Source organism: Rahnella inusitata (assembly GCF_965118895.1).
GTDB lineage: Bacteria > Pseudomonadota > Gammaproteobacteria > Enterobacterales > Enterobacteriaceae > Rahnella > Rahnella inusitata_A.
On record NZ_CBCPJJ010000020.1, the window covers coordinates 14,931 to 41,528 of the forward strand.

Genomic DNA, 26,598 nt, shown 5'->3' on the forward strand with positions numbered 1-26,598 from the left:
GTATCGCTAACGCGACATCGACTAGTTAATAGAGAACAAGGGGTTGGCCAATGGCTAACCCCTTTTTTATATCTGAATGACCACAATTTGACTACGCCGCTGATTTTTCGCTCCCGGGTTTTGAAATGACGCGGGCGACGGATTCGTGTGTGGCGAAGGTGCAGCTGCACTCGATGTTCTGGCACTGATGATACCGTTCCTTCGTAGACTCACTCAGATAACGGCTTGAACGTGTGTGGGCGACTTTTCCACAAAGCGGGCAATGCATCATAAAAACCTCCGGCATGACAGGTAAGCGATGAGGTCATTATGAAACCTTAAACTTGCAAAAGCAAGTTTAAGGTTGTGATATTGATGACTGGTACGTGATATCCGCCACATAAATCTTCAAATTCAACTTTGTTGTAAATCCCTTTTCATTGAGGCTATGTTCAACTGAGTCGATAATCCAGCTCTGGTCGTCGACTACATTTTTGAAGCCCTGAACATTCAGCGGTGTCTGAGCGCTGAGATCGGCACGGCCCATCGCCAGCCTGATGCTAAAGGATGCTGAATCCGCCTGGATCTGATTAAAGACAGAATCCGCCGCGCGCATTGCGGACTCTTCATCGGGATAAATTTTAGGGAGTTTGAGAACGTTTTCCCCGGATCCCGCGGTATAACTTTTTAGTGGTGGCGTTTTCTCAGACTCAGCGCCCGCCGTTTTGATGGCTAATGGATGTTGCTTTTGCGAGGCAGGGTTTGCTGACGGTATTCTTTTCAGGGCTACGCTGCTGGTGGCCGCCGTTTTCACATCATAAGACTGGGCAATCACGCCGCTGTAGGCCTTCTGATCAATCACTTTGAAAATATGCTCATCGCCGTCGCTGCGTACCAGCGTTTTCCACGGCAGCGTTTGCCCGGAGGCGCTCCTTGCTGAATAAGGTTTGAAAAAGATAATAGCGCCATTTTTCACCGTGGCTTGCGCGCCGTAGTTTTGAGCCAGCCGGGTGAGGAAATATCCGTCATTTTCATCGGTCTGATCGATGTGGGGGATCTTAATGCTATCGAGCTCCGGCGCAATAAACGGCAAAGAGAGATTATTGCGCGCTGAGAGGATCCTTACGATCGCTCCCAGCGTGTAGTCATCATAAGACTGACTGCGTTTCGTTTCGAACGTTCCCCGAAAATCGGCGCTGCGGGCGGTAACGATCACAATATCTGGTGACCCCTGGTGGGTTACGGTATCCACAATGAAGTACCCGCAGTCGTATAAAGCCTGTTTCGACCACCCGATATGCAAATGCAAAAGAGTGCCTCTGGCGGGCATTTGCAGTTGTCCGTCGGCATCGTCGAATTTGAGTGTCAGATCATCTGCGGCGAATCCGCTCTTGTCATTGACGGTGAGACTGATGATGCGGTCGGTGACACTTTGTTCCAGCACCTTATTCTTTATTTTCAGGGTAAAAGCCGGCGCGATCCGTGCGCCAGCGGGTAACTGAACATCGGTAAGCATCGTTATCCTCCCGTAATAAAATTGCCGATTGCCGAACTGGCCTTGTTATACAAACCTTCAGCCTGCGCCATCAGGTCGCCAAACATGGCGGCCTGAGATTCATCCACCCTTTTTAGAATGACGCTGAAAGTAATGCTCCGCGCCTGCCCGTTTGAATTGAATTCGCCGTTGTCATTGGTCAGGCTCTCAATGACAAACATGCCATAGATAGTGCCGTTCCCTTCAATCAGCGGCCATGCCCGGCCTGAATCCGCCATGCTTTGCAGGGTTTGCAGATAGCGCATGCCACCGGTCAGTTCTGGCAGGAGTTGCCCCTTCAGTTTCAACGTTTCCTTACCCAATCCCAGAAATTGCGAAACCGCCCGCTGTCCGAAACGGGCGTTTTCCGCCCAGGTGTAATTCACCTGATGACTGGTGGTCTGATAGGGGAGGGTGCTCAGTTTGAATACAAATAAACCCAGCGACATCATCATGAGTAGAAGCCTCCGTTACTGAACTGGCTGTGCAGCGCGTTCTCATAATTCCTGTCGCGCTCATTCATTGCCTGGGTAATAAAGCCCTGAATTTTTGGATAGTCTGTTTCAGGGGTGGCGGTAAAACTGAAATTCATGGTCGTTGCCCGGTTATCGGTCAGATTATTGGCAAAGTTGTTTTTGGCAGGCTGGTACAGGCTGAGCGTTCCACCTGTCGGCGAAAGATTCGGCGCAAGGGCCGCTGGCGCACTTAGGCTCTCAGCAGGTTCATCAGAGTCACTACTGAAAATATTCAGAACGGAATCGACGCCCTTACGCGCCCAGTTAAAGACTTCCCCGATTTGAGAGACGGCTTTCGAGAGTGTCACGAAGATTTCTCCGATGGCTTCCCCAACCAGTTTGCCAACGTTGCTAAATCCCGCCAGCTGATCCTGCGTAAATTTAATCGGCGTAAACAAATCAGTTATCCACCCGAGCGCAGCTTTGAAAGGTGCGAATGTCAGAGTGATCGGCCCTATGGCAGAACTGAAACCCGCGACTAACCCGCTGACAAAAGCACTGATTGGCTCCCAGAGTTTTACGATGGCGACGCCAATACCGGCAATCAGGGCGATGACCGGCAACAGCGGCAACCCGATGGCTGTAAAAGCGGCTGCAATCATGCCGCCGGTACTGGTCAAGAGAGGGCCGAGTACGCCGGTTCCGGCCATCAGCATATTGACGCCGCTCAGTACCGGCGCGATGGCGGCACTCAGCGAACTCAGCCCGCCGACAATACCGGTAACCCCTAAAGCAAGGCCGAGCAGGGAATTCACCAGCTGTGGATTATCGGTTATCCAGGTATTGAGCGTTGTCAGCCAGCCGGTGGCGGTTTGCGTTAGTTCGCGCAGCGCTGAGCTTTGTCCTTCAAACAGATTGATGCGCAAGGTTTCCCAGGTCGCAAACAGTTTGGTGATATCGCCGTCAAGGTTGTCACTTTTCACCGTTACGGCCATTTGTGCCTCCGGCGTATCGCCGTTGAGCTGAGCCGGTGTTTGCGCCAGAACCTGACTGGCATCTAGCCCGTCCCCGGCGAGTTTCTTCTGCGTGGCCACCACCTCTGAGGGGGCATGGCCAGACGCCGCCATCGACAGGCTTTGCTGACGTAACGCCGCGAGGCGCGGATCGTCATTTTTCAGGCCAAGCACCGACTGAACGTCCGAAAGCGCGGCCTGCAGTTCGGCGCCAGGTTTCAGAAACTCTTTTGCCAGTTCCAGCTGAGGATGAGCAAAGTTAATCGCTGCGATACCCGTGTTTTTGTTTGCCTCAGCGCTTTCCGGCCTGGGTATTGTTTGCCCGCTAATGTCACTGGTTTGTTGTTCGACAAGGAGGGTACGTAACTCAGTCTTCGCGCCCTGACCGTGAAGGTCATGGCTCTGTTGATCAATAAAATTCTGGCGGAGGAATACCCCCGGCACTTCAGGGAATAGCTTATATTGCTCACCGGAGACGTTTTCCATTACTCGTGTTTGTTTCTCCAGCGCCTGGAAGTCCAAGACGATATCGCTGATATCATCTGAAATGACGCTGTATAACGTCTTTTTCGGCAGCGTCGTAAAATTCCGCCAGACATTTTCCGTCGCGGCTTTCAGAGATTTTAGCTGCTTATTGATGTTCCCCAGCGTAGTGGGGAGTTGCCCGACATTACTCATCTGTTTTGACTCCGCTGCGTTGCAGTGCTTTATATCGCCAGCTCAACAGATCGGTGAGCGACATGCCGTCCATCTCGGACGGCGGCCAGTGGAAGATCACCGCGATGTCTGCCATCAGATCATCAACGGTGAGGCGGGGCGCGATGTTTACGCCGCCGGTTTCGGTGATAAAAAACCAATCACCTTGCCTGCCAGTGCAATCAGGTCAGGCAGCTCGAGGCGTGAGCACTCTTCTTTGGTGAGATTGGGATAAGTGATGCGGGGCAAAATGGTAATCAGCGCATCCACATCGGCGTTCGCCAGCGCCGCCAGCCCGATACCGCGCAGGCTACCCGCCGTCGGTTTGGTCACCTGAATTTCTGTGATTTCCATATCGCCGCGTTTCAGCGGAACATCAAGAATCACGGTGTTGTCGTTGCTTTCAATCTGGCTCATAGGGTTTCCTGTTTAAGCGAAAGTGAAGCCGGCAACTTTTGCCGGCTCAGGGAAGGGAATTACAGGCCGAGCGCGGTGCGGTGTTCAGCCAGGCGGTCAACGCCGTTGACGATTTCCACCATATTGACGGTGTCGATCTCAATCAGTTCTTTGCCGTCGATAGTCAGTTTGAAGTAGGTGCACTGGGTGGTGACTTTGGTTTCAGTGTCTTCACCTTGCTTGTACTCACCAAAATCAAACTCTTTGTGACGGCCACGCATCATCACTTCAACCGCGGATACATCGCCGGTATCGTCGCGTTGCAGGGAACCGGCAAAACGCAGCGGAATATCGGAGATGCTGCCCCACTGTTGCAAAACCAGTTCGTCCAGACCGCCGATTGACCATTCCAGCGTCAGCGCATCGTCGTCGAGACCGAAATCCACCGCGACCGAACCGCTCATGCCGCCGCCGCGATAGTTTTCCAGCTTGCGGGTCAGTTTCGGCAGGGTCAGGGAAGAGACCAGGCCAAGGTAGCTGTTACCGTCGTTAAACAGGTTCAGGTATTTCAATTTTTTAGGAAGTGCCATGAGTCATTCTCTCCTTAGCTGTTAATGGACGCGGCAAAGTTCACCAGATAAGAGTCGGTGATACGCTGGCGCAGGGTCAGATCTTCCAGAGGAGGAACCGGCGTGTAGTCGTAATCGATATACAGCTTACCGGCCTTCAGGGTTTCTGCGGTGTTGGCGGTTTCGTCGTACCAGCAATCGCCATCAATGATGTAACCTGCTGATTTCATTTCGCGCATTTTGGCTTTGATGCCGTCGATCATGTCGCGCACCAGCGTCGGGGTCATCGGCTTATCGACAGCCCACATGTGTGCTTCAGCCATGGTATCGGCCAGTACCTGGGCGGTGCGGGTGTAGTTTTCGAAGATAAACAACGAATCGTCGCTGCAGGTGCGGTTGCCCCAGAAGCGGAACCCGTCTTTGCGTACCAGCGTCGTCACGCCCGCTTCGTTCAGCAAATCGGCATCGGTGCTGCTCGCCTGTAAATCCCAGAATACGCTGGCTGAAAGGCCGGTCACGCCGTTGACGCCGACGTTTGACAGGGTTTTATGCCAACCGGTTTCCTGGTCGATTTTGGCGCGCAGACCCAGAGCGCGGGCGGTCGCATAAGCGATATCAGACTGGCTGGTCGCCGTATTCCAGTTTACAAAATCCGGCCAGATCAGCATCAGCTCGCGCTGGCTGAAGTTGTCACGGTATTTGATCGCGTCGGAAAGCGTTTTCGCGCCGTAAGCGCTGGTATATCCGAAAGCACGCAGCTGCTGACAGACGCCCGCCAGTGCGGTGGCAACCGCCTGATTATCCAGACCCGGAACCCCGAGAATGCGAGGCTTAACGCCTAATTCTGCCTGCGCAGAAAGCAGGGCTTTCATGCCGGTATAACGACCATTGGCATCCGAACCGCCAATAATATTGCTGGTGGTGGCGTCTTCATCCGCGCCGGTCGCAACACGCACGACCACGGTGACCGGTTTGCACTGATCCGCGATAGCCAGCAGCGCAGCACGCAGCGTACCGGTTTTACCCGCCTTGCCGCTGGCGGCCAGAACATCGGTGATCAGAACCGGTGTGTTAAGCGGAAACGTGGTGGCATCCGCATCTTCGGCGGTACAAACCATGCCGATAATTGCTGTTGAAACAGTTGAAATAACGCGGGTGCCGTCATTGATTTCGACGACGCGTACGCCGTGGTGATAATCAGCCATCAGGGTGACTCTCTCTGTTGTGGGGGTGAAGCAAGGATGCCGGTTCATAAAAGAAAGCGCATTCAATGGCAGGCGTGGGAGGAGTGGCACAACAGGTGCCTATTCTGAAGCAATAAAAAAGCTCCCAAAGGAGCTTTAGATTAAGCCGGAATATCAGGCCAGATAATATCAGGCGCTATTTTAGAATCTATCCGGCTAAGAGAAACCCTGTAAAGCATCCATTTATTTAATTCAGCAAGCTCATTGTCTGTCGCAATACCTAACTCTTTTGCATCTTGTAGGGGGCTAATTATTACTGAGGCTTCAGTAAGTAAAGTATTTTTCCTATAAGAGGCCTGTTCAGCAAGTTCATCAGCTGAGTAAACTCTGAGAGTTATTTTTTCACCGTCGAATATCCATTTCCCTCCAGTTGGTGTCTTTTCAAAATTTTCCGGAAGGAAATCTACTTCAACTAAATTAAAAAATTGTGGCCATAGTGTTGATGCATCATAACTGGCAGAGTTAACCACCCCCTTTTCATCAAATACTACTTTTAGCCTATCTGGAGATAATTTTTTTTGTAATTGATACCAGTCATTGCCTTTTGAATCGGAAAGGAATGTTATGCCATGTGAATCTGCAAGCAGAGTTTCTTTTTCATTCAGATTTTTACGCAATGCAAATGGACCATAAATTTTTGTTTTCATGCATAACCTACCGTATACCAGTTGCCATTAATAAATTTCTGTAAGGGTCGAAGGCGGATCCAATAATTTGAACTTCCTGCATCTTTGAAGGAAGTCATAACGCCGCCACTCATACGTTCAATGTTCCCTCGCTCCTGAAATTCTGAGGAGGTGCCAAGACGAATATCACTAACAAAGTTTGCAGTAGTCCATGTGTTCGTGGCAAGCGTCACAACGGCATTGCTTGTTGAGTGACGCATATAGGGCACAGTTGCATTACCTGAAGCAAAACCGGCTACGTTACATGTATCACGTTGGATTGAGTTAACAGCTTCAGGACTTGGTTTATTATTTGGGCTATATACTCTTTGCCCCGCCTCGGTTATTGTCCCCGAAGTGCTGAGATCTCCAGTTCCACTGAAGATAACTTGCCCTGTTTGAACGGTGTTCTCTATATTGATTGTTCTAAAAACAAACCCACCCGGACCATTCCCTTTGTTATTAATGAAATTAGATTCACCTTTGCCTCCGCTTTCATTCCAACCAATATATGTCCCTTGGGAACGGTCTAAATATGCAACTTTGTTTGCAAAGAAATATCCAGCAGAAAATTTTGAGCCATAAATATCAGCACCATTAATGTCTCCAGGGCAAGCTAACCCATTTGTATTAGGGTCAAATATCCATACAGCGGTTTTTCCATTATCTCCGATGACATGAATACATGCTCTGGCATAATCAGGGTTGCCGCTGGTGAGCGCTCCAAAACTTACGGCTGCCCCATAACCATGCGTTTGTGTATGAGTTAGTCCCTTAATAATAGGCAAGTAGTTGCTAACACCTGCCGGCGCTGCCAATCCAAAAGGAATTAAGAAAGGTGATTTGGGATTCGTATATTGAGCTGCTAAAGCGCCGAATCCCTCCCATACTCCCGGTTTAATGCTGTAACGTGCTGAGTTAGCCAGATAGCCTACATCGCCCCCGGCTGTTGGCACTGCACCGACATTTCCTGCTCCCAGATTAATATCTGCCGTTCCATCAAACGCGACACCGGCAATTTTCCTTGCCGTTGCCAGTTTTGTTGCCGCAACGGCTGTGCCACCTGATGGTAAACGCCCGTTTGCATTGTCATTCGCCGCTTTCACCGCTTTCGGTGTCGCCGCCAGCACTTCGCTGGCATTGTCCACTGCGCTACTCAGTTGCACAAAACCTTTAGCGGTCAGGGTGCCATCAGGATGGTTGCGCGATTTCTCGTGGGTGGCGAGCAGGTCATTTACATACTCTTCGGTTGCAACGATCAACGAGTCATCTATGGTCAAACTGACCGCATCGGTACTGGTGACGGTAATGACCATGCGCAGCGTTTGCGTGCGGCCGGAGCCTTCTTCCAGCGCAGGTTTATAGGTCTCGGCCATATTGCAGACTGCAATCAGGGTACCGTCATCGGCATAAAGCCCCATTTCCCGCATCCAGAAGCCCCCGGCGCTGGCGGGAATAATCGCTTCGGCGATGATCCAGTTGGCATGTTTGCTGTCCGTTTTCAGCGAGTTCAGCTTGATGCGGTAGGTCTCTTTGACCAGTTTGGTTTGCGTGGAAACCGGTTCGGTGGCTCTGCCGCCGCCGTCGCCCACAGCCATTTGGGTGATGTTGATGTCCTGACCGCTATCAATAGCAGCGGCAATGCGCGCCTGTCCGAGGTCAGTGACGACAGATTTAAATGTGCTCATAGTGTTCCTTATCAGCCTGGGTAAACAGTGAGAGTGTCAGCGTCATAAGCCGCGGCACCGAGAAAGATTTTTCCGGCAATATCCTGAGTAATTGTCAGTGCCGTCAGATGCCTGCTGGCCGGTTTAGCGTCAGTGATTAAACGCTCCATTTCGTTGTACATCGCTTCGTCAATCCCGGTTTCAAGCACGCCGATGTCTAGCCGGAACGTGCCGGGCGTATCGCCGGTTTCCCACCATTCATTGACGTTAATGACGTAACCGAGCGGCTCAACGACGCGGCGAATCGCACTGATGGTTCCTTTGTGTTGATGGATGAACCAGGCGGTTTCAATCACACTTCTTTTGGTGACTACCGGCCATTCGCTGTCCCAGCTATCGACGGAAAACGCCCAGGCCAGATAGGGCAGGAAAATGGCCGGGCAGGTTTTCGGGTTCCACAAAGTGCGAAGCGGAATTGGGACGCGCTCCAGTAATGCGCAGGCTTCGGCGGCGGCGACTTCCAGCGCCGACGAGCCAGAGGGCAGCAGCCGGTTACTCATCTGAACCTCCGACCGCTATGGCATAACGCGTGCAGAGGGAGGCCTGTGTTTTATCAAGCACCAGGTCCGCCAGCGGTTTCGCCAGTTCGACGCGCTGAACGCCTTCAACGTGTAATGCGGCATATATGGCGGAGAGACGGATATCGCGACCCAGACGATGCTGATCGGAGATGTACTTCTCAAGCTGCGCCTGCGCGGCCTGTTGGATTGGTTCGGACTCCGGGCCCGGATAGAGGAACAGCGACGCTGAAATTTCGTATTCAACAATGCTGGCGGACTGCACCGCCACGCGGTCAGCCACCGGGCGGACGTCTTCATCGTTCAGGGCTATCTGTACTTTTGATATCAGGTCAGCGCTGGCAATACCGCCGTTATCATGAGAAAGCAGTGTCACCAGTACATTCGCAGGGGAAGGGCTGATGACTGACACATCCGCCACCCGTCCGTCTGCCGAACGTGCATGATACTCATAGGCACCGGTCGGACCCGCGACGCTCAGGCCTTCGAAGGCCTGCGGAATGCGCATACGCAAATCGGTATCGGCTTCCATCACGGCGGCTGTCGGGGGAATGGTGGTGTTGTCAGCAGCCCGGAGTACCAGACGCCCGACGTTGAAGTTCGCGGCCAGCTGGTCCAGATCGTTCCCGGTCGCATAGGCCACCATGACTGCGCGGGCAGCTTCGTTGACCCGCTGACGCAGGATCAGCTCGCGGTACGCATTCTCCTGCAGCAGTTTGACCAGCGGTTCGGATTCCAGCGTCAGCGTACGGCTGATGGCCTCCTGCTGGTCGGCGGGATAGAGCGAAATTAGCGTACTTTTACGCTCCTCAAACAGGCTTTCATAGTCCAGTTCCTCGACCACATCGGGGGCCGGTAACTGGCTCAAATCGATCGTTGCCATAGTGTCAGCTCACAGGAATATTGAGAGAAAAATCCGTCGCCGTATCGCTACGGCTTCCGGTCAGTTCTACCACCATCTTGCCGGTGTAATCGGTGTCGAAAGTGATAGCATTCAGTGAAATACGCGGTTCCCACTGCAGCAGCGCGGTGTAGCAAATTGCCATCATCTGCAGATGCAGCGCACCGTTTTGTGGCTGGTCGAGAAGTTCCGAAAGCAACGAACCGTAGTTGCGGCGCATCACACGGGAACCCACCGGCGTGTTCAAAATATCGCTGACCGACTGCCTGATATGGTCCAGGTCTTCAATCGCCTTGCCGCTGTCTCTGGCCATGCCTGTGTATTTCGGATTACTCATTGCGGAACTCCGGTTTGGCCGTTGCCGGTCTGCACGCCGCTGTGGCGATGGGTGTGCATAACAATGCCGTTAGATGTCAGACTGCCGCCACTGTGGGTAAGATTTCCGGTCAGCGTGCCGCCCTGTTTCACTTCCAGCGTGCCGGTCGTCAGTTTGCTGGTGCAGACCACTTCCGGGGTATCGAGGGTGATGCGCGTGCTGGCGGTGCAACGGATTTCCGGTGCGGTGACGTCCACTTTTTCTGTGGCGTTGATCACGGCGGTTTTGATGCCAGTGACTTTCAGCGCACTGCCGGACGGCTCGTATTCAAATACCGCGCCGTCCGGGAAGGCCAGATGAATAGCGTCTGCCGACACTGACGGCGCAGGCATGGCATCGGAAAACACCGCCGGTAAGACGAACGCGGTATTCAGCTCACCGCCGAGCGACAGCAGCAGAACCTGTTCGCCGGGCGAAGGTGCCCACCAGCTGCGCGTGCGGCCTGCACGGTGCGTCATCCACGGCAGCCATGCCGTGATGTTACTGCCGGTAGCAACGCGACAGCGGGCGTTCGGCAGATCCAGTTCGGATACCGTTCCGATGCGTACCAGATTGCCAATCAGCCGCATGATTTCGTTGAGTTGCAGATTTGTATTCATGGGATAAAGGATGCCGTTTCAGAGGGTTGAGCGACAATCGATGACCGCCCGCTAACGGATGGCACAACGAATGTCAGCGGGTTACACGGTCCAGCTGCTGATCAGTTCTCCATTGAGGTAAACCTGACGCGGCAGTGCGACGTTCTCCGGCAGCGGCGGCTCGGGTAAATGTGTAATCGTGCGCACGTCATCCTGATCGGCGACCTGTACCCGTTCGGTCAGTTGCAGCATCAGGGTCAGGCTGTGGCCCTGCTGAGTGAAGGTAAAATCGCTCAGCCGGTGGCTGGCGTTACCGAGGATCTCGGGCTGATTGACCCGCAGCCAGTCGAGGATCGTCACCACCACCTGATCGACCAGTTGTTCACTGAGCGGTGCGTCGTCGTCCGTGATGGTCAGGGTCAGCGGGTAGCGATATTCAAAGGACAAAGAAGCCGCCGCGGTGGCTACCACGTAGCCCTGACCCGTGATGAGTGCCAGTTTTTCAGGGGCGAATTGAAACAGTGGGATCTGCTCAATCAGCCGTTGTTGCAGTTGATTTGGTTTTTGCATGCTGTGCCTCCTGACACGTTTTGATGGCTTCCACCTGCAGGCCGCAGTTGAGCAGCGCAGATTCGAGTTGGAGAATATCGGCGCTCAGATCCCCGTTAGTCGCTGGTTGCGCGGGCGGTACCGGGCACGGACTGACTGCCGGACAGCCAACGTAAATAATCGCCGGCGGTGTTGAAGGCGGGGCGGTGGTGCAACCGGCTGACGTCAGCAGGCAGAACAGTGTCAGCCCACTGACGGGATTGCGGATCGTCATGAAGTTCTCCTTGTCGTTGATGTTCGCGGGTTTGCATCGCCCGTTGAGCGGTGCTCAGATTTTCGCGTAACGCCAGTTCCGCCCGTTCCCGCTGGCGCATCTGCTGATTAAGTGAAGCGATCAGCGTTTCACGCTGTTGCAGCTGCACGTTCAGTGCATCCCGCTGCTGGCCGGAGAGGGTTAAATCGTGTTGCAGCGAGCGATTGGAAAGCAGCAGAACGCCGGTCAGCAGCGTCAATACCGCGAGAAGTGCCAGAATCCAGCGCATCTACACCCCCTTCAGACACAGATTCAGTTCGGCGTTACGCCTGCGCTCAAGCCCGTTGCTGCGTTCGCCATTGACGAAAACCCAGCGCGGTAACTGCCCGCAGGCTTCCCGCCATTGCTGTTTATTGATGAAGTACGCCAGCGTGGATTTGCAGGCGACGGTCGTGCCGACGTTGAAGCTGAAAGAAACCACCGCGTCATAGACCGGCTGCGGCATGGCCACGGGCATACATTTTTTGATACCCCGTTCAGTTTTCTGGATATCATCCAGCAGATTTTTCGCCGCCTGCTGCTCGGTTATTGCGCCCGCTGGTTTGACACCCGCTGTATGGCCGATACCGCTGGTCCACACGCCCGCACTGCACTGATAGGGTTGCAACTGACAGCCTTCGAAATCGGTAATAAGGCGAAGTCCGTCCTCTGAAACCTGCAATGACAAATATCCCGGCAGCGCGGTCATCAGCCCTAACACTACGGCGGCGCTGCATCGCTTAAGAGTTGAGGTCTTCATAGATGTCTTTGCTCAGGCCTTTGCGCGCCAGCAGCTGGTAGCTTTTACGCCGGTAGTACCAGTTAATTAAAAAAGTACCGATGCCGACGGCCGAGCCGATCAGAAAGGCAATGTCCTGCGATGTCATACTCGCCAGCCAGGTGAGCGAAGTGGCGATGAAGTATGCGCAGGCGGAGCTGATGCGTTCTGTATTCAGTCCCATAATTTGAGGATTTCCTGAACTGGTTGTTCGGCAATATCGGGCATTTCAATCGCTGTCCCGTGTGGAAGCAGCGGTCCTAAATCTGCAACGCCTTTATTGGCCGCAAAGACTTTTTCGACCACGACTGCGGTTCGGCCGTAATAGCGCCAGCACAGGGAATCGAGGGTGTCGCCTTGTTGTGCATAAAATTTCATTGGGGATCTCCGCAAATGAATGAAATCGTCAGGAGGTGATTTCAGTCTGCGCAAGAGGGAGAAAAGCGGCAATCAGGGAGGGTTGTGAAACTATTGGCACAACAGGAAAGGGGAAAACAGGGAAAATGGCGGGGCGCTTAGTCCGGCCTGAGCTGGGAAAGGTAAGCGCCGGGTATGTTGACTAACACCGCCGGTCATATCTGGCGATCAGTGGGCGTCGTCAGTGCTGCCGTTGAAATAGAGCGCATCGTGATGCTCCCCGGTCAGCGCCTGGCTTGCCAGCTCTGAAATCAGGGACATTACGACCAGAAATTCTTGTGGATTACATTGTGCCGTCTGCGAAATGTCCGCGATCAGCTGTATCCTGGACAACGTTAGCTCTTGTTTAGTCAGGTTTTCCATTTTCTCCCCTCGCCAGATACTGTGTTTATATACAGTATTCTTTAAATGATCTAATACGTCAACACTTCGGGCGTTTTAAAATTTATAATGCATTGAATTATTGGGGTAATTTTTATTGGTCCGGTTTTTGAATGATTTCCATGTCCTGATGACGGATTGCAGATCCACAGTTATTGCCAGAACTCCAAGCTGGGTAAAAGGCAGGGATTTTCAGCGATTTTTCCTGAGGCGGGAGCCGGTGACGGACGATGCGCCAGCTTTCGGTATGCGTCAGAAATATCCGCGATGCACCGAGATGCGGAGCATATATCCCGACGACTTTTTGCCGGGGTTCATCGTAGGCGTTGAGCTCTTTACTCAACTCCCGTGCGACCCGAACCGTTTGCTCTTTGCGCCCGATATGAATCCCACCCTGCGCCTGAATATATCCGGCGTAATCGCCGTTATCAGCCGCGAAGCGTACGGCTTCGACCCGTGCACCAAACTGACCAGCGAGGCAAACATTGCGGATTCGACGGCATTCGCGGTAAGCGCCGACGGAGGGAATACCGATGGCGTGAAACTGTGGGATCCGCCATGTGGATGCCCAGGCCGTGACCGCGGTGGCGACATCAGTCAGCGGACGACCGGAATCAAAATCGGTTTCTCCTTCCAGCGCATAACCATCGATATTTTTCGCCACATATTTGGCGATGTATCCGGCTGCACCTCCGCGGTTGAGTGGCTTGTAATTGAAGCGTGACTCCGCGGCGCCGGGTTCATCCGCATCTTCTTCCAGCGCGTATTTGCGCATAATGTCGATGACTTTCTGTTGTTGCTCCGGCGGCGTAAACAGCATCATGTGCCAGTGCGGCGTGCCGTCGTGATGCGGCTCAACCACCCGTACACCGTATACTTTGAGGTGACGATCTTTTAACGTGGTGCGGATTTTCGCCCAGACGGCGACCAGATAGCGTTGGGCATCTTTTGGGGTAAACGCGTGAGTATTCCATTTCTGATTAAACAGCGGGGCTGAATGCGCGCCGGTCGTTTTCAGCGGATGATATTTTGACGGCGTGGTCAGGGTGATGAACAGCCCGCGATCCTGTTGCAGGTCAGCCACATCCTCAACCCCGGCAATGAGCGTCATTAACTCCATACGGCGAAGTTTAGGATTCGACACGCTGGCCAAAACGGTGCTCAGCAGGCTCAGCCTTTCACCGGAACCGACGTTCTCTATATCGCATTGCTTGAGATAATTTAGTGCGGATAAACGGCGGGAGACCACGTCACGGATGGCGTTTTTACTGGCATAGGGTGACGTTGCCCGGCTTACGTAACCGCAGGCGATCATCAGTGCCTCCCGCCAAAGACGCTGCTGCGAACGTAGTTGCTTTTCCCACCACTCCTCCCTGACCAGCCGGGAAATACTGGCAACGGCGGCGTGTGCGGTCATCCGTCCTTTTTGAAATGCGCGCCAGTAAAGCGGGGTTACGCGACAGGCACGGGCCATCGCCGCCAGATGGTTGTAGATCTCGCTCTGGATGTGATCACTGAGCAGGATGTCCGGGTTTGCTGGCGAGTTTTTCAGCCATTCATTGCAGTGATGTTCATACGCTTCCTGAAAATTCGTCGCCAGCTGGTTCGCCAGACGTTTGAGCTTTTGGTCATCCAGATCGGGCAGGTGGTTAAACGTTTCCTCCTCGCCAAGTAGCTTTTGCGAAGTTTGCCTGCAATAGTGATGGCGCGAATTTACCCGCTGAATGCGCGGCCATAGGCGTTGCATGAACACCGTCATTAGGAAATGAAAGGCGGCACGCACGCCTTTGGTTTCCAGTAAAAACTGATAACGCTGCTGGAGCGGCGCGCGAAGGCAACGCGGAAGCCGATGGATTAAGGAAAGCGCAGTCTGCTGGCGCTGGCAGAAATCGCGGGTCAGTGGTTTTTCGAGGGAGTTTTCCATTGCAATTAGCGGAGCATTCCACCACCAGGCGCCTGTAAAAGGTTTGCCCGCAGCCCGTTGAAAAGCTGGCGGTGGGGAAGGGGCGATCCTTCCTCGGATATTATCTGGCATAAGTGTGATCCCACAATTTAGCTAATAGAATTCCATTCCCAAAATTAATGAATTCAGGAGGTGTCGCGAATAAAATAAGTGGATGAATTAAATGGATCGATAGTTTCTGCGTTTTATTTCATTTATTTCCTGACATTCAATACAACGCTGAACGCCGGGTATAATTTTTCGTCTGGGCTCAGGGATCGCCATTTCACAGTCTTCACAAAAGTGTGCTGAAGCGCTGCGCGGAGCGGTGATCGCCTGAGCTATCTGCTCTTGCAGCATCCTCAACTGGTGTTCTTGTGATTCATCAATCCAGTCTGCCATTGGTAAATTCTCCTCGTAGTGATGATGAAAAATGGCGTAGCGATAATAACGCCTGAATAATTTTTAACTGTTCATCAGACGTCAGTTCAGAATAAGTCAGATAAATATGATGGCGTTTCAAACCGGCGTGAAAACATAATGTGGTTTTCCATTTATCCGGAGCATGATCATAAATGTCCTCAACCTTATTTCTCTTTTCAGAGAAGTAGATTTCTTTTAAATGTGCGATATGGCGTAAACCCGCCTGACGCTGCTGCTCTGATCCTAAAAACATTGCCTCTCCTCATTTCCTGACTTCAGGTTATTCGTGAGATTTCTTACTGATCCTCCCCCTGCGCCGTAAATTTGGTATCATGACGGGGTTCGGTACATTACATAAACAATCTAAACTTGCATTTGCGAGTTGTCAAGTTGGTATTTACAAGCTCAGGGGTTTTCGCCAGATGCAATTAGATGAACTCGAAGGTGGGAAAGCCGTTCTGTCGCGTATGCTTCAGGCGTACGGCTTTAGCATGCAGAAAGAGCTGGGTGATCTGTATGGTTTATCTTCTGGAACGATAAGTACCTGGGTGAGAAGGAATTATTTCCCCGGTGATGTGGTCGTGGCCTGTGCGCTGGATACCGGTGTTTCACTGCGCTGGCTGGCAACCGGCAAAGGGACAATGCAGGATACGGTCTCTGCCGTTGCTCCGGTAGCTGAAGGAGTTCATCAGCTTAAAAAGTTGAGATTACGCGGCGGAGCGCTGGAAGAAGAAGGCTTCTGGGCGGTGGATCCTTCTCTGCTGGACGGATCGCTGGCTGAACCGGCCTACGTGGTGAAAGGTAATCATTCGTGGATTATCGATTTGGGCAGCACCCATCCGGGTAATGGCCGCTGGTTGCTGGACATTGACGGTGATGTCGACGTTTATGATGTGGCCCGCATTCCCGGTAATCGTCTGAAAGTGACGCGTCAGGACAGCTATTTCGAATGCAGTGTCGATGACGTTTCTGCGCTCGGCCAGGTCTTTATGACATTGGATCGCAACCTGTAATTTTTTTCCCTCAGCATCGTTACGTCGCTGAGGGATGTCTCCTATTCGCTTTTAATTCTCTTTTCATTTCTTTCTCTCTCTACTCTTATTTTTATCTCTCCCTCGAAGAAATCTTCCCTGTAACTCTGGCGGTACACCGTGTTCATCTCCATAGAACTTAATGTAAACTTAAATTTCCACTTAACCTTAAGTTACCGTGATTTGGTAATGTTAAGTTTACAACTAAGGCTTGATAACTTTACGGGCTGTGGTAATGTTGTCCGCAGATGCCCACGTGGCTGCCCATTTTCCTGAATAGCGAATCACGATCATGCAAAAAGACGCCCTCAATAATGTACATATCAGTGCCGAACAAATTCTTATCACGCCGGAAGAATTGAAAAACCGTTTTCCGCTGAGCGTGAGTGATGAAACCAGCATTGCCGAAGCACGTAAAACCATCGCCGATATCGTGCATGGCCGTGATCCGCGTCTGCTGGTGGTGTGCGGTCCTTGTTCAATCCACGATCTGGATGCTGCGCTGGAATATGCGCGTCATCTGAAAACGCTGGCTGCTGAGCTGAGCGATCGTCTATACATCGTGATGCGCGTTTACTTCGAAAAACCGCGTACCACCGTGGGCTGGAAAGGGCTGATTAACGATCCACACATGGACGGCACATTTGATGTGGAAGCCGGTTTGCACATTGCGCGTAACCTGTTGCTGCAACTGGTCGGCATGGGTCTGCCGCTGGCTACGGAAGCGCTGGATCCGAACAGTCCGCAATACTTAGGCGATCTGTTCAGCTGGTCAGCCATTGGTGCGCGTACCACCGAGTCGCAGACTCACCGCGAAATGGCGTCTGGATTATCCATGCCGGTTGGTTTCAAAAACGGCACTGACGGCAGTCTGGGCACGGCGATCAACGCCATGCGTGCTGCGGAAATGGCGCACCGTTTCGTGGGGATCAATCAGGCTGGCCAGGTGTGTCTGTTGCAGACCCAGGGTAACCCGGATGGTCATGTGATTCTTCGCGGCGGCAAAACGCCAAACTACAGCGCACAAGACGTTCAGCTGTGCGAAAAACAGATGAGCGATGCGGGACTCCATCCTTCCTTGATGATAGATTGCAGTCACGGCAACTCAAACAAAGACTACCGTCGCCAGACCATTGTGGCTCAGTCAGTGATTGATCAGATTAAGGCCGGGAACCGCTCAATCACCGGCCTGATGCTGGAAAGTCATCTGAACGAAGGCAGCCAGTCCTCTGAGCAACCGCGTTCAGAAATGAAATACGGTGTGTCGGTAACCGACGCCTGCATTAACTGGGAAACCACAGAAACCTTGCTGCGTACTATGCATCAGGAGCTGGGCGACGCGCTGGCGGCACGAATCGCAGGAGAGTAAGTTTTTATGGTGGCAGAACTTAACGCGTTGCGCGATCAGATCGACGACGTAGATAAAGCGTTGTTAGATCTCTTATCACGGCGTCTGGCGCTGGTGGCAGAAGTCGGGGAAGTCAAAAGCCGTTATGGTTTGCCGATTTATGTGCCTGAACGTGAAGCCGCGATGCTGGCTTCACGTCGTCAGGAAGCGCAGAACCTTGGTGTTCCGCCGGATTTGATCGAAGACGTATTGCGCCGCGTGATGCGTGAGTCCTATTCAAGCGAAAACGACAAAGGCTTTAAAACGCTTCATCCTGCGCTGCGTCCGGTGGTGATTATTGGTGGTCGCGGTCAGATGGGACGTTTGTTTACCCGTTTGCTGGAACTGTCTGGCTATCAGGTTAACGTCCTCGAACAGGAAGACTGGCCGCAGGCTGAAACCTTACTGGCCAACGCCGGTATGGTGATTGTCAGCGTGCCTATCCACCTGACCGAGGAAGTCATTGCGCGCCTGCCGAAATTACCGGATGACTGTATTCTGGTTGATCTGGCGTCAGTGAAAAATCGTCCGCTTCAGGCGATGCTGGCGGTGCATGAAGGGCCGGTTCTTGGCCTGCATCCGATGTTTGGCCCGGATGTCAGCAGCCTGGCAAAGCAGGTCGTGGTGTATTGCGACGGTCGTGAACCGCAGGCGTACCAGTGGTTGCTCGAACAGTTACAAGTCTGGGGCGCGCGCTTACACAAAATCAGCGCCGTCGAGCACGATCAAAATATGGCATTCATTCAGGCACTGCGTCACTTTGCGACCTTTGCTTACGGTCTGCATCTGTGCGAAGAGAATGTGCAGATCGAGCAGTTGCTGGCGCTGTCATCGCCGATTTATCGTCTTGAACTGGCGATGGTCGGGCGGTTATTCGCTCAGGATCCGCAGCTTTATGCAGACATTATTATGTCTTCAGAAAGTAATCTGGCGTTGATCAAACGCTATTATCAGCGTTTTGGTGATGCGCTGGCACTGTTGGAGAAGGGTGACAAACAGGCATTTATCGATAAATTCAGAAAGGTTGAGAGCTGGTTTGGCGATTATGCGCCTCGATTCCTGAAGGAAAGTGGTGCGTTACTCAGACAGGCGAACGACAATCGTAAGTGAGTTGTGCTGAAGGGTTCTACGAGAAGGGCGTTGCATCGTGCAGCGCCCTTTTTATTTGGAAAACTACAAATCGACGGAAACGACGTTTTCGCTTGGATAACAGCCCAGAACTTTCAGAGAGCGGGTGATCGGCGCCAGATCCTTCAGCGCTTTTTTCATCTCTTCCGAACGCAGATTGGCCTGCACATCGATATAAAACATTTCTTCCCACGGATTGCCGTTGATCGGACGGGATTCCAGCTTAGTCATGATGATGCCCTGTTCGCGCAACACCAGCAGCGCATTCACCAGCGCACCGGCCTGTTGCCCGGTCGCCATGATCAATGTGGTTTTAGCCGGTACCTGATCGGTGACTTCAATCGCTTTACGCGCCAGCACGATGAAGCGGGTGATATTTTCCTGCTGATTAGCCAGATTATGTTCCAGCACCTGCAAGTGATAAAGCGCACCGCCAGCCTCGCTGCCAAGGGCGGCAACGTGCGGGGAGTTGGCGGCTGCCACTTTTTCCATCGCGGCGGCAGTGCTTTCGCAGTATTCAATTTTCCAGTGCGGGAAACGATTAATGAACTGACTGCATTGCTGGAATGGTTGCGGATGGCTGTACACTGTCTGGATCTGCGAGAGGTCAGTATCAGTTCCCACCAGCACGCAGTGATTGATCGGATTCGTCAGCTCGCCGACGATAGAAAGGCTGGTGTGTTGCAGCAAATCGTACACGTCATTGATCGAACCTGAACTGGTATTTTCAATCGGCAGAACGGCGTAATCGGCTTGTCCGGTTTCCACCTGAGAGAAAATATCCTGAAATTTCTGGCAACCGCATTCGATGAATTGTTCGAAATGGCGGGCGGCAAACTGTCGGGCGGCAAGGTGGGAGTAAGAGCCTTTAGGACCGAGAAAAGCAATGCGGGCAGAGTCAGAATTGGTTTTGTTGAGATGTTGCTGAAGCAGTGCCTGCTGGGTTAAGACGGAGTCTTCGATGATCAGCTGATAAACGCGGGTGATGTAATGTCCGTCCAGCCCCTGCTTTTTCCCTTCCACTATCAGCGAGTTAATCAGTTCTTTTTCACGTTCTTTATCGCGGATGGGCCGGTGAGTGTGCATTTTGGATTGCGCAACTTCTGTTGCCAGTGTGCGACGTTCTGCCAGTAACGCCAGCAGTTTCAGATCCAGCGCGCTGATGCGTTCGCGCAGTGCCAGCAATGAGTTCTCGGTCATGTTTGTACCCTTTTGATGTTCTTTCTTTCAGTAAATTCGTGTGAAACGCAGGCATAAAAAAAGCCCCCTTTTCAGGAGGCTTTGTTGTTCGTCTTCGCATTCATTCTTTCGCGACGAAACGCCTCCCAATCAGGGGAAGGTAAAAAAGAATGCGAAGAAAAACAGACGGGTATTCATGTAGTCGTAATGTCCTTAAACGTGAGCGGAGTCTTAAAGTAACCGCAGGCTTTTCCCTGTGTCAATAAGATTTCCTTTGGGCACAAAAAACGCGCTCACTGGAGCGCGTTAATAACGGTCATTTCGACAACCTGGTTATTCCTCTTCTTCCTCCACCGGTTCCAGGTTCAGTTCTTTAACGCCGGACTCTGCACGGCGAGCTTCACCTTTGTGTTGCGCTTTATTGAGCTGACGTTCAAGTTTCGCGGTCATCTCGTTAATAGCAGCATACATATCATCATGGGTGGCACTGGCAATCAGCTGCCCGTTTGGCGTGCTGATCGTCGCATCGGCGACAAATCCCTGTGGTTCTTTCGACAGAACAATGTGCGGGTTAATTAACTGAGTTTGCCATTTTTCCAGTTTTTTCAGACGGCCTTCGATGTGGTCACGAATAGCGGCAGTGATGTCCATTTGCTTGCTGGTAATGTTGACTGTCATATAATTTACCTCTCTTCTTTCCGTCTCCGATGAATCCAACATACCAGCCTTTTTTATGAATTGCGTCCCCTGTATCGCGGTTTTTTGTCACTTTTTGTCAACTCAGACGATTCTGTGACTCAGAATAATTTATGGCGGTAAATGCCTTGAGACTTACAGCGGGATGAAGCATGATTGATAAGATCGGTGCCGTACTTCCTCTTTGGTATCAATCACTTTTTGCTCGTTTTTTAATCCCTTCTGTTTCTCTTGCTTAACTCATCTCATCAATGCCAAAAAAAGAACAAAAAAAACGGCAGCCTGAGCTACCGTTTTTGTGTTCGGACATTTGAAATTATGCAGCGTTATTGGCGGCAATAATTTTCGCAACTTTATCAGCCTGGTTATTCAGCTGCAGTTCGCGATAGGCACTTTCCATCAACGGCAGCGCTTCGTGCGTTGCATGCGCATCCGGATAATCTTTCAGCATTTGCTCTACACGGTTAACGACAGCGACGTAAGCACCACGTTTAGTGTAGTATTGCACCACTGACAGCTCGTATTTCGCCAGACGCTCTTTCAGGAATACCAAACGCTTAGTCGCATCAGTCGCGTACTGGCTGTTTGGATATGCGTGGATCAGCTGGCTGAAATCACGGAAGGCCGCACGTGCATGCTGCGGATCGCGGTCAGAACGATCAACACCGAAGAATCCTTGCAATGCACTGTCATCCAACGCCATATCCGTTAAACCACGCATATACATGACGTAGTCGATATTTGGATGGGTAGGATTTAGACGCATAAAGCGATCAATTGAGGCCTGAGCCATTGGCAAGTCAGCAGACTTGTAATAGGCATAAATCAGATCTAACTGAACTTGCTGCGAGTAAGGCCCAAATGGATAGCGGTTATCCAACGCTTCTAATTGCGCAATCGCGCCTTTAAAGTTACCGTCCTGCAGCTTTTGCTGGGCAGTGGCATAAAGGACGTTAGGCGGGTTATCGGGAACCGTTTCTTTGGAACTGGAGCAACCGACCAGCGCCAGGCTCAACGTGGCTGCTGCCACCAGATATTTCACACGCGTCATGACGTTTTGATTATCCTCAGGTGTTATTCTGGGAGACTGTCCGTTAAGCTCCCGACAAAGACCAGCTACAATAGCACATTATTTTAAACGGCATCGCCGTGAAAACCCAACGTTAACCAAGAAGCTGCATATGGCACAACAAGTACAACTCACCGCAACGGTGGCCGAATCTCAACTCGGTCAACGGTTAGATCAGGCTTTGGCCGAATTGTTCCCTGATTATTCCAGATCTCGCATAAAAGATTGGATCCTGGACGACCGGGTCACGGTCAACGGCAAAAAAGTGACCAAACCTAAAGAAAAAGTGTTGGGTGGCGAGGCTATCGCAATCGATGCGCAAATTGAAGAAGAAGCGCGCTGGCTGCCACAAGATATCCCTTTAGATATCGTCTATGAAGATAGCGATATTTTAGTCATCAATAAACCCCGCGATCTGGTTGTTCACCCAGGCGCAGGAAATCCTGACGGTACGGTACTGAATGCGTTACTGCATTATTACCCTGAAATCATGGACGTTCCGCGCTGCGGCATCGTTCACCGTCTCGATAAAGATACCACCGGTCTGATGGTTGTCGCTAAATCGGTTCCTGCGCAAACGCATCTGGTAATGGCTCTTCAGGCTCGCGAAATTACCCGCGAATACGAAGCTGTGGCCATTGGTACAATGACGGCAGGCGGCACGGTGAATGAGCCGATTGCGCGTCATTCCACCAAACGTACGCACATGGCCGTTCATCCGATGGGTAAACCAGCGACGACGCATTACCGCATCATGGAGCATTTCCGTGCCCATACGCGTCTGCGTCTGCGTCTCGAATCGGGTCGTACCCACCAGATTCGTGTGCACATGGCTCACGTTAACCATCCGTTGTTAGGCGACCAGCTTTATGGCGGCCGTCCGCGTTTGCCGAAAGGGGCTTCCGAAGCGTTCATCAATACGCTGCGCGGATTCGATCGTCAGGCGCTACACGCGACCATGCTTCGTCTTTATCATCCAGTCACCGGTATTCAGATGGAATGGCATGCCCCGCTTCCTCAGGATATGGTTGACCTGATAACTGCGCTGAAAGCAGATACCGAAGAGTTCAAGGACCAGATGAACTGGTAATGAGCGCGCTTATCAGGCCTCAGTGGCCACAACCGGCTTCGGTTCGGTCATGCGCAACAACCCGTAAAGGAGGCATCAGTTTGCCTCCTTTCGGTTTCCTTAATGTTGGCAACCATGTCGGGGATAATCCGCAACACGTAGCAGCCAACCGCCAGCGACTGATTGCGCTGGGTGGTTTGCCCGCAGCGCCGCATTGGCTCCAACAGGTTCACGGCACCGATGTTGCCCGACTCACTTCACTGACTCCCGTTACACCCACCCTGATTGCTGATGCTGCCTATACCTGTGAGCCTGGGGTAGTTTGTGCTGCGATGACGGCAGACTGCCTGCCGGTGCTGTTTTGTAGTCGTGCAGGGGATGAAGTGGCGGCCGCGCATGCGGGCTGGCGTGGATTGTGTGCGGGTGTACTGGAAAATACCCTGGCGTGCTTCAGGGCAAATCCGGGTGATGTCATTGCATGGCTCGGTCCGGCAATTGGTCCGTCCCATTTTGAAGTGGGCGCCGAGGTTCGTGAAGCCTTTATTGCCGTGGATCCTGAATCCTCTTGCGCTTTTGTTCCGGCCGGAACGAAATTCATGGCCGATATCTTTCAGCTTGCCCGTTTGCGCTTGCAATCTTCGGGTGTAAGCGCCATCTACGGCGGTGAATATTGCACCGTATCTGACAACAGCAAATTTTACTCTTACCGACGCGACGGAATCACCGGACGGCTGGCAAGTTTAATTTGGCTGAGATAACCTGTCTAATCAAGACGATCCATCGCGCATCACTGTTGCCCTTCTAATATACTGACAAGATAACCTTGAAAACGTGAGGGTTGACCTCATCTAATCTCCAGTAGCAATTTTGTTCAGTATTGGAGGTGTTATGCGTCCGGATCGTCTTACCAGTAAATTCCAGCTTGCCCTCGCGGATGCTCAGTCTCTCGCGCTTGGGCGCGACAATCAATTTATCGAACCTGTCCACCTGATGAGCGCATTACTCACTCAGGAAGGCGGAACCGTGCGCCCTTTATTAACAGCAGCCGGGGTTGATACCCAGAAACTGCGCACGGATGTTGATCAGGCTTTGGGGCGTTTGCCGCAAGTTGAAGGAACCGGCGGAGATGTTCAACCATCCCATGAGCTGGTTCGTGTTTTAAATCTTTGTGACAAACTGGCACAGCAACGTGCCGATACCTTTATTTCGTCAGAACTCTTCGTTCTGGCAGTGATGAAAGACCGCGGCTCATTAACAGATGTGTTAAAAGCCAGCGGCGCAACGGCCGAGAAGATTACTGCGGCTATCGATCAAATGCGTGGAGGTGAGAAAGTGGATGACCAGAATGCCGAAGACCAACGTCAGGCATTGAAAAAATTCACTATCGATCTGACCGAACGCGCCGAGCAGGGCAAACTGGATCCGGTCATCGGTCGTGATGAAGAAATTCGACGGACAATTCAGGTGCTGCAACGCCGTACCAAAAATAACCCGGTACTGATTGGTGAACCGGGTGTCGGTAAAACGGCAATCGCAGAGGGTTTGGCGCAGCGCATTATCAATGGTGAAGTGCCTGAAGGGCTAAAAAACAAACGCGTATTGTCATTAGACATGGGCGCGCTGGTGGCCGGGGCGAAATATCGTGGCGAATTCGAAGAACGCTTGAAAGGCCTGTTAAACGATCTGGCGAAACAGGAAGGTAACGTCATTCTGTTCATCGACGAATTGCACACGATGGTGGGCGCAGGTAAAGCCGACGGTGCGATGGATGCCGGGAACATGCTGAAGCCAGCGCTGGCACGTGGTGAACTTCACTGCGTTGGTGCGACGACCTTAAACGAATATCGTCAGTATATAGAGAAGGACGCCGCGTTAGAGCGTCGTTTTCAGAAAGTGTTTGTCGCCGAGCCTTCTGTTGAAGACACCATTGCCATTTTGCGTGGGCTGAAAGAGCGTTACGAACTGCATCATCATGTACAGATTACTGATCCGGCAATCGTAGCGGCCGCGACCTTATCGCACCGTTATATTTCCGATCGTCAGTTACCGGATAAAGCAATCGACCTTATCGATGAAGCGGCGTCCAGTATCCGTATGCAGATGGACTCGAAACCGGAATCTCTCGATCGCCTTGAGCGCCGTATCATTCAGCTCAAGCTGGAACAACAGGCGCTGAAGAAAGAGTCTGATGATGCCAGCGTGAAACGTCTCGAGATGCTGGAAACAGAGCTCGACCAGAAAGAGCGTGAATACTCTGAACTGGAAGAAGAGTGGAAAGCCGAGAAAGCGTCACTGACCGGTACGCAGAATATTAAAGCGGAACTGGAGCAGGCGAAAATCACGCTTGAGCAGGCGCGTCGCGTTGGCGACCTGGGGCGTATGTCAGAATTGCAGTATGGGAAAATTCCTGAGCTGGAAAAACAACTGGCCGCAGCGACGCAGGCTGAAGGCAAAACCATGAAACTGCTGCGTAACCGCGTAACAGATGTGGAAATTGCCGATGTGCTGGCGCGTTGGACGGGCATACCAGTGGCCCGCATGCTGGAAAGCGAGCGAGAGAAACTGCTGCGTATGGAAGAGGAACTGCATAGCCGGGTTATCGGTCAGAACGAAGCGGTGGAAGCGGTATCAAATGCGATCCGCCGCAGCCGTGCAGGGTTGTCGGATCCGAATCGCCCGATTGGCTCGTTCCTTTTCCTCGGCCCGACCGGTGTGGGTAAAACCGAGTTGTGCAAAGCGCTGGCGACATTCCTGTTCAACAGCGATGACGCGATGGTGCGTATCGATATGTCAGAGTTTATGGAGAAACATTCAGTTTCTCGTCTGGTCGGTGCGCCTCCGGGTTATGTGGGTTATGAAGAAGGCGGGTATCTGACTGAAGCTGTGCGTCGCCGTCCTTATTCCGTCATCTTATTAGATGAAGTGGAAAAGGCGCATCCGGATGTCTTCAACATCTTATTGCAGGTATTGGATGACGGACGCTTAACCGACGGACAGGGCAGAACAGTCGACTTCCGTAATACAGTGGTGATCATGACCTCTAACCTGGGCTCTGACATTATTCAGCAACACTTTGGTGAAGCGACCTATGCGCAGATGAAAGAGTCAGTAATGGAAGTAGTGACACACAGCTTCCGACCGGAATTCATCAACCGTATAGATGAGGTTGTGGTATTCCATCCGCTGGCTCATGCGCATATCAAGCATATCGCGCAGATCCAGTTACAGCGTTTATACAAACGTTTGGAAGAGCACGGCTATACAGCAACGCTGACCGATGCGGCGCTGGAGCTGCTTGGCAATACAGGATTCGATCCTGTTTATGGTGCGCGTCCGTTGAAACGTGCCATCCAGCAGCAAATTGAGAACCCGCTGGCCCAGCAAATTTTGTCGGGTAAGCTGATTCCAGGTAAGCCAATTACGGTTGATGTGGAAGATGATCACATTGTCGCAAGACAATAACGGTAAGGCGTAAAGTACAAAACGGGCTCCAAAGCAGTTTGGAGCCCGTTTTTTATGCGCTTTTTGAACGCAAATAAAGCGTTTGATGTATTTATGAACGGTCGGTAAATAATTTGCAATAAACCCTTGCGGCCTGCTCAGAAC

33 protein-coding genes, 1 pseudogene and 1 other annotated feature are annotated in these 26,598 nt (G+C 52.1%); of the genes and pseudogenes, 6 read left to right on the forward strand and 28 right to left on the reverse strand.

From position 1 onward, the window contains the following. Positions 1-91: 91 nt before the first annotated feature. From ACMHLI_RS16685 to ACMHLI_RS16800, 24 genes and pseudogenes are all read right to left on the reverse strand, one after another. Entirely contained in the window at positions 92-271 is a 180-nt protein-coding gene (locus ACMHLI_RS16685) for an ogr/Delta-like zinc finger family protein (protein WP_112169374.1), read from the reverse strand. A 66-nt stretch (positions 272-337) separates the two neighbouring features. Beyond that, on the reverse strand, positions 338-1,495 hold the full coding sequence (locus ACMHLI_RS16690; RefSeq protein WP_413530430.1) for a contractile injection system protein, VgrG/Pvc8 family: 1,158 nt from the start codon (positions 1,493-1,495) through the stop codon (positions 338-340). Positions 1,496-1,497: 2 nt separating this feature from the next. Further along, a complete protein-coding gene (locus ACMHLI_RS16695) occupies positions 1,498-1,968 on the reverse strand; it encodes a phage tail protein (protein ID WP_413530431.1) in 471 nt (156 codons plus the stop codon). Next, the gene (locus ACMHLI_RS16700) at positions 1,965-3,659 is read right to left on the reverse strand and encodes a phage tail tape measure protein (RefSeq protein WP_413530432.1); all 1,695 of its coding nucleotides are present in this window, start codon (positions 3,657-3,659) and stop codon (positions 1,965-1,967) included. Before ACMHLI_RS16700 ends, ACMHLI_RS16695 begins: the two co-directional genes overlap by 4 nt. Beyond that, the gene (locus tag ACMHLI_RS16705) at positions 3,652-3,774 is read right to left on the reverse strand and encodes a GpE family phage tail protein (RefSeq protein ID WP_200930282.1); all 123 of its coding nucleotides are present in this window, start codon (positions 3,772-3,774) and stop codon (positions 3,652-3,654) included. The genes ACMHLI_RS16700 and ACMHLI_RS16705 overlap by 8 nt, the downstream gene beginning before the upstream one ends. Before the next feature lie 32 nt (positions 3,775-3,806). Continuing rightward, positions 3,807-4,094: a phage tail assembly protein gene (locus tag ACMHLI_RS16710; RefSeq protein ID WP_413530433.1), complete on the reverse strand. Its 288-nt coding sequence runs from the start codon at positions 4,092-4,094 to the stop codon at positions 3,807-3,809. Positions 4,095-4,153: 59 nt separating this feature from the next. After that, positions 4,154-4,663: a phage major tail tube protein gene (locus ACMHLI_RS16715; RefSeq protein WP_413530434.1), complete on the reverse strand. Its 510-nt coding sequence runs from the start codon at positions 4,661-4,663 to the stop codon at positions 4,154-4,156. Positions 4,664-4,677: 14 nt separating this feature from the next. Then, on the reverse strand, positions 4,678-5,847 hold the full coding sequence (locus ACMHLI_RS16720) for a phage tail sheath protein (RefSeq protein ID WP_413530435.1): 1,170 nt from the start codon (positions 5,845-5,847) through the stop codon (positions 4,678-4,680). A gap of 140 nt (positions 5,848-5,987) precedes the next feature. Further along, positions 5,988-6,533: a tail fiber assembly protein gene (locus ACMHLI_RS16725; RefSeq protein WP_413530436.1), complete on the reverse strand. Its 546-nt coding sequence runs from the start codon at positions 6,531-6,533 to the stop codon at positions 5,988-5,990. Positions 6,534-7,570: 1,037 nt separating this feature from the next. Next, positions 7,571-8,239, reverse strand: a pseudogene (locus ACMHLI_RS16730) (phage tail protein); the annotation flags it as partial. A gap of 11 nt (positions 8,240-8,250) precedes the next feature. Further along, entirely contained in the window at positions 8,251-8,778 is a 528-nt protein-coding gene (locus ACMHLI_RS16735; protein ID WP_413530437.1) for a phage tail protein I, read from the reverse strand. Next, on the reverse strand, positions 8,771-9,679 hold the full coding sequence (locus ACMHLI_RS16740; RefSeq protein WP_413530438.1) for a baseplate assembly protein: 909 nt from the start codon (positions 9,677-9,679) through the stop codon (positions 8,771-8,773). Before ACMHLI_RS16740 ends, ACMHLI_RS16735 begins: the two co-directional genes overlap by 8 nt. A 4-nt stretch (positions 9,680-9,683) precedes the next feature. Continuing rightward, positions 9,684-10,034, reverse strand: coding sequence for a GPW/gp25 family protein (locus ACMHLI_RS16745; protein ID WP_413530439.1), 351 nt, complete (start codon positions 10,032-10,034; stop codon positions 9,684-9,686). Further along, positions 10,031-10,672, reverse strand: a complete 642-nt coding sequence (locus ACMHLI_RS16750; protein ID WP_413530440.1) for a phage baseplate assembly protein V — start codon at positions 10,670-10,672, stop codon at positions 10,031-10,033. The genes ACMHLI_RS16745 and ACMHLI_RS16750 overlap by 4 nt, the downstream gene beginning before the upstream one ends. 81 nt (positions 10,673-10,753) lie before the next feature. Then, entirely contained in the window at positions 10,754-11,221 is a 468-nt protein-coding gene (locus ACMHLI_RS16755; RefSeq protein WP_413530441.1) for a phage tail protein, read from the reverse strand. Further along, a complete protein-coding gene (lysC, locus tag ACMHLI_RS16760; protein ID WP_413530457.1) occupies positions 11,184-11,432 on the reverse strand; it encodes an Rz1-like lysis system protein LysC in 249 nt (82 codons plus the stop codon). The genes ACMHLI_RS16755 and lysC overlap by 38 nt, the downstream gene beginning before the upstream one ends. Next, a complete protein-coding gene (locus ACMHLI_RS16765) occupies positions 11,317-11,742 on the reverse strand; it encodes a transcriptional regulator (RefSeq protein ID WP_413530442.1) in 426 nt (141 codons plus the stop codon). The genes lysC and ACMHLI_RS16765 overlap by 116 nt, the downstream gene beginning before the upstream one ends. Next, positions 11,743-12,252 carry a lysozyme gene (locus ACMHLI_RS16770; RefSeq protein ID WP_413530443.1) on the reverse strand — a complete coding sequence of 170 codons (510 nt, stop codon included), beginning with the start codon at positions 12,250-12,252 and terminating at the stop codon, positions 11,743-11,745. It abuts the gene before it with no gap. Next, positions 12,233-12,454: an HP1 family phage holin gene (locus tag ACMHLI_RS16775; protein WP_413530444.1), complete on the reverse strand. Its 222-nt coding sequence runs from the start codon at positions 12,452-12,454 to the stop codon at positions 12,233-12,235. The genes ACMHLI_RS16770 and ACMHLI_RS16775 overlap by 20 nt, the downstream gene beginning before the upstream one ends. After that, complete coding sequence (locus ACMHLI_RS16780; protein ID WP_413530445.1) at positions 12,445-12,648, reverse strand: tail protein X; 204 nt, start codon at positions 12,646-12,648, stop codon at positions 12,445-12,447. The genes ACMHLI_RS16775 and ACMHLI_RS16780 overlap by 10 nt, the downstream gene beginning before the upstream one ends. 207 nt (positions 12,649-12,855) lie before the next feature. Further along, positions 12,856-13,050, reverse strand: coding sequence for a hypothetical protein (locus ACMHLI_RS16785; protein WP_413530446.1), 195 nt, complete (start codon positions 13,048-13,050; stop codon positions 12,856-12,858). Between the two features lie 112 nt (positions 13,051-13,162). Next, on the reverse strand, positions 13,163-14,992 hold the full coding sequence (locus ACMHLI_RS16790; protein ID WP_413530447.1) for a replication endonuclease: 1,830 nt from the start codon (positions 14,990-14,992) through the stop codon (positions 13,163-13,165). Between the two features lie 198 nt (positions 14,993-15,190). After that, a complete protein-coding gene (locus tag ACMHLI_RS16795) occupies positions 15,191-15,412 on the reverse strand; it encodes a TraR/DksA C4-type zinc finger protein (protein ID WP_413530448.1) in 222 nt (73 codons plus the stop codon). Further along, positions 15,396-15,686, reverse strand: coding sequence for a hypothetical protein (locus ACMHLI_RS16800; RefSeq protein ID WP_413530449.1), 291 nt, complete (start codon positions 15,684-15,686; stop codon positions 15,396-15,398). Before ACMHLI_RS16800 ends, ACMHLI_RS16795 begins: the two co-directional genes overlap by 17 nt. Before the next feature lie 169 nt (positions 15,687-15,855). On the opposite strand from ACMHLI_RS16800, the gene ACMHLI_RS16805 reads away from it, so the two are divergent. The 3 genes from ACMHLI_RS16805 (at position 15,856) to tyrA (ending at position 18,961) form a co-directional block, all read left to right on the forward strand. Then, positions 15,856-16,446 carry a phage repressor protein CI gene (locus ACMHLI_RS16805; RefSeq protein ID WP_413530450.1) on the forward strand — a complete coding sequence of 197 codons (591 nt, stop codon included), beginning with the start codon at positions 15,856-15,858 and terminating at the stop codon, positions 16,444-16,446. Between the two features lie 310 nt (positions 16,447-16,756). Beyond that, positions 16,757-17,833, forward strand: a complete 1,077-nt coding sequence (locus ACMHLI_RS16810) for a 3-deoxy-7-phosphoheptulonate synthase (protein WP_112169417.1) — start codon at positions 16,757-16,759, stop codon at positions 17,831-17,833. Positions 17,834-17,839: 6 nt separating this feature from the next. Further along, positions 17,840-18,961, forward strand: coding sequence for a bifunctional chorismate mutase/prephenate dehydrogenase (tyrA, locus tag ACMHLI_RS16815; protein ID WP_413530451.1), 1,122 nt, complete (start codon positions 17,840-17,842; stop codon positions 18,959-18,961). Between the two features lie 63 nt (positions 18,962-19,024). Here the strand turns inward: tyrA and pheA are convergent, their stop codons facing one another. The 4 genes from pheA to bamD form a co-directional block, all read right to left on the reverse strand. Further along, positions 19,025-20,179, reverse strand: coding sequence for a bifunctional chorismate mutase/prephenate dehydratase (gene pheA, locus ACMHLI_RS16820; protein WP_112169421.1), 1,155 nt, complete (start codon positions 20,177-20,179; stop codon positions 19,025-19,027). A gap of 53 nt (positions 20,180-20,232) precedes the next feature. After that, positions 20,233-20,357 (reverse strand) — a sequence feature (Phe leader region). Further along, on the reverse strand, positions 20,309-20,356 hold the full coding sequence (locus ACMHLI_RS16825; protein ID WP_369794779.1) for a hypothetical protein: 48 nt from the start codon (positions 20,354-20,356) through the stop codon (positions 20,309-20,311). It overlaps the preceding feature by 48 nt. A 134-nt stretch (positions 20,358-20,491) precedes the next feature. Continuing rightward, complete coding sequence (gene raiA / locus ACMHLI_RS16830) at positions 20,492-20,836, reverse strand: ribosome-associated translation inhibitor RaiA (RefSeq protein WP_112169423.1); 345 nt, start codon at positions 20,834-20,836, stop codon at positions 20,492-20,494. A 334-nt stretch (positions 20,837-21,170) separates the two neighbouring features. Then, entirely contained in the window at positions 21,171-21,905 is a 735-nt protein-coding gene (gene bamD, locus ACMHLI_RS16835; protein ID WP_413530452.1) for an outer membrane protein assembly factor BamD, read from the reverse strand. A gap of 130 nt (positions 21,906-22,035) precedes the next feature. Here bamD and rluD point away from each other — a divergent pair, with 130 nt between their 5' ends. The 3 genes from rluD (at position 22,036) to clpB (ending at position 26,454) form a co-directional block, all read left to right on the forward strand. Beyond that, entirely contained in the window at positions 22,036-23,013 is a 978-nt protein-coding gene (gene rluD / locus ACMHLI_RS16840) for a 23S rRNA pseudouridine(1911/1915/1917) synthase RluD (protein WP_413530453.1), read from the forward strand. Beyond that, positions 23,013-23,750 (forward strand): purine nucleoside phosphorylase YfiH, encoded by a 738-nt coding sequence (yfiH, locus tag ACMHLI_RS16845; RefSeq protein ID WP_413530454.1) that lies wholly within the window; start codon positions 23,013-23,015, stop codon positions 23,748-23,750. Before rluD ends, yfiH begins: the two co-directional genes overlap by 1 nt. A gap of 130 nt (positions 23,751-23,880) precedes the next feature. Beyond that, positions 23,881-26,454: an ATP-dependent chaperone ClpB gene (clpB, locus tag ACMHLI_RS16850; RefSeq protein ID WP_413530455.1), complete on the forward strand. Its 2,574-nt coding sequence runs from the start codon at positions 23,881-23,883 to the stop codon at positions 26,452-26,454. Positions 26,455-26,598 lie beyond the last annotated feature (144 nt).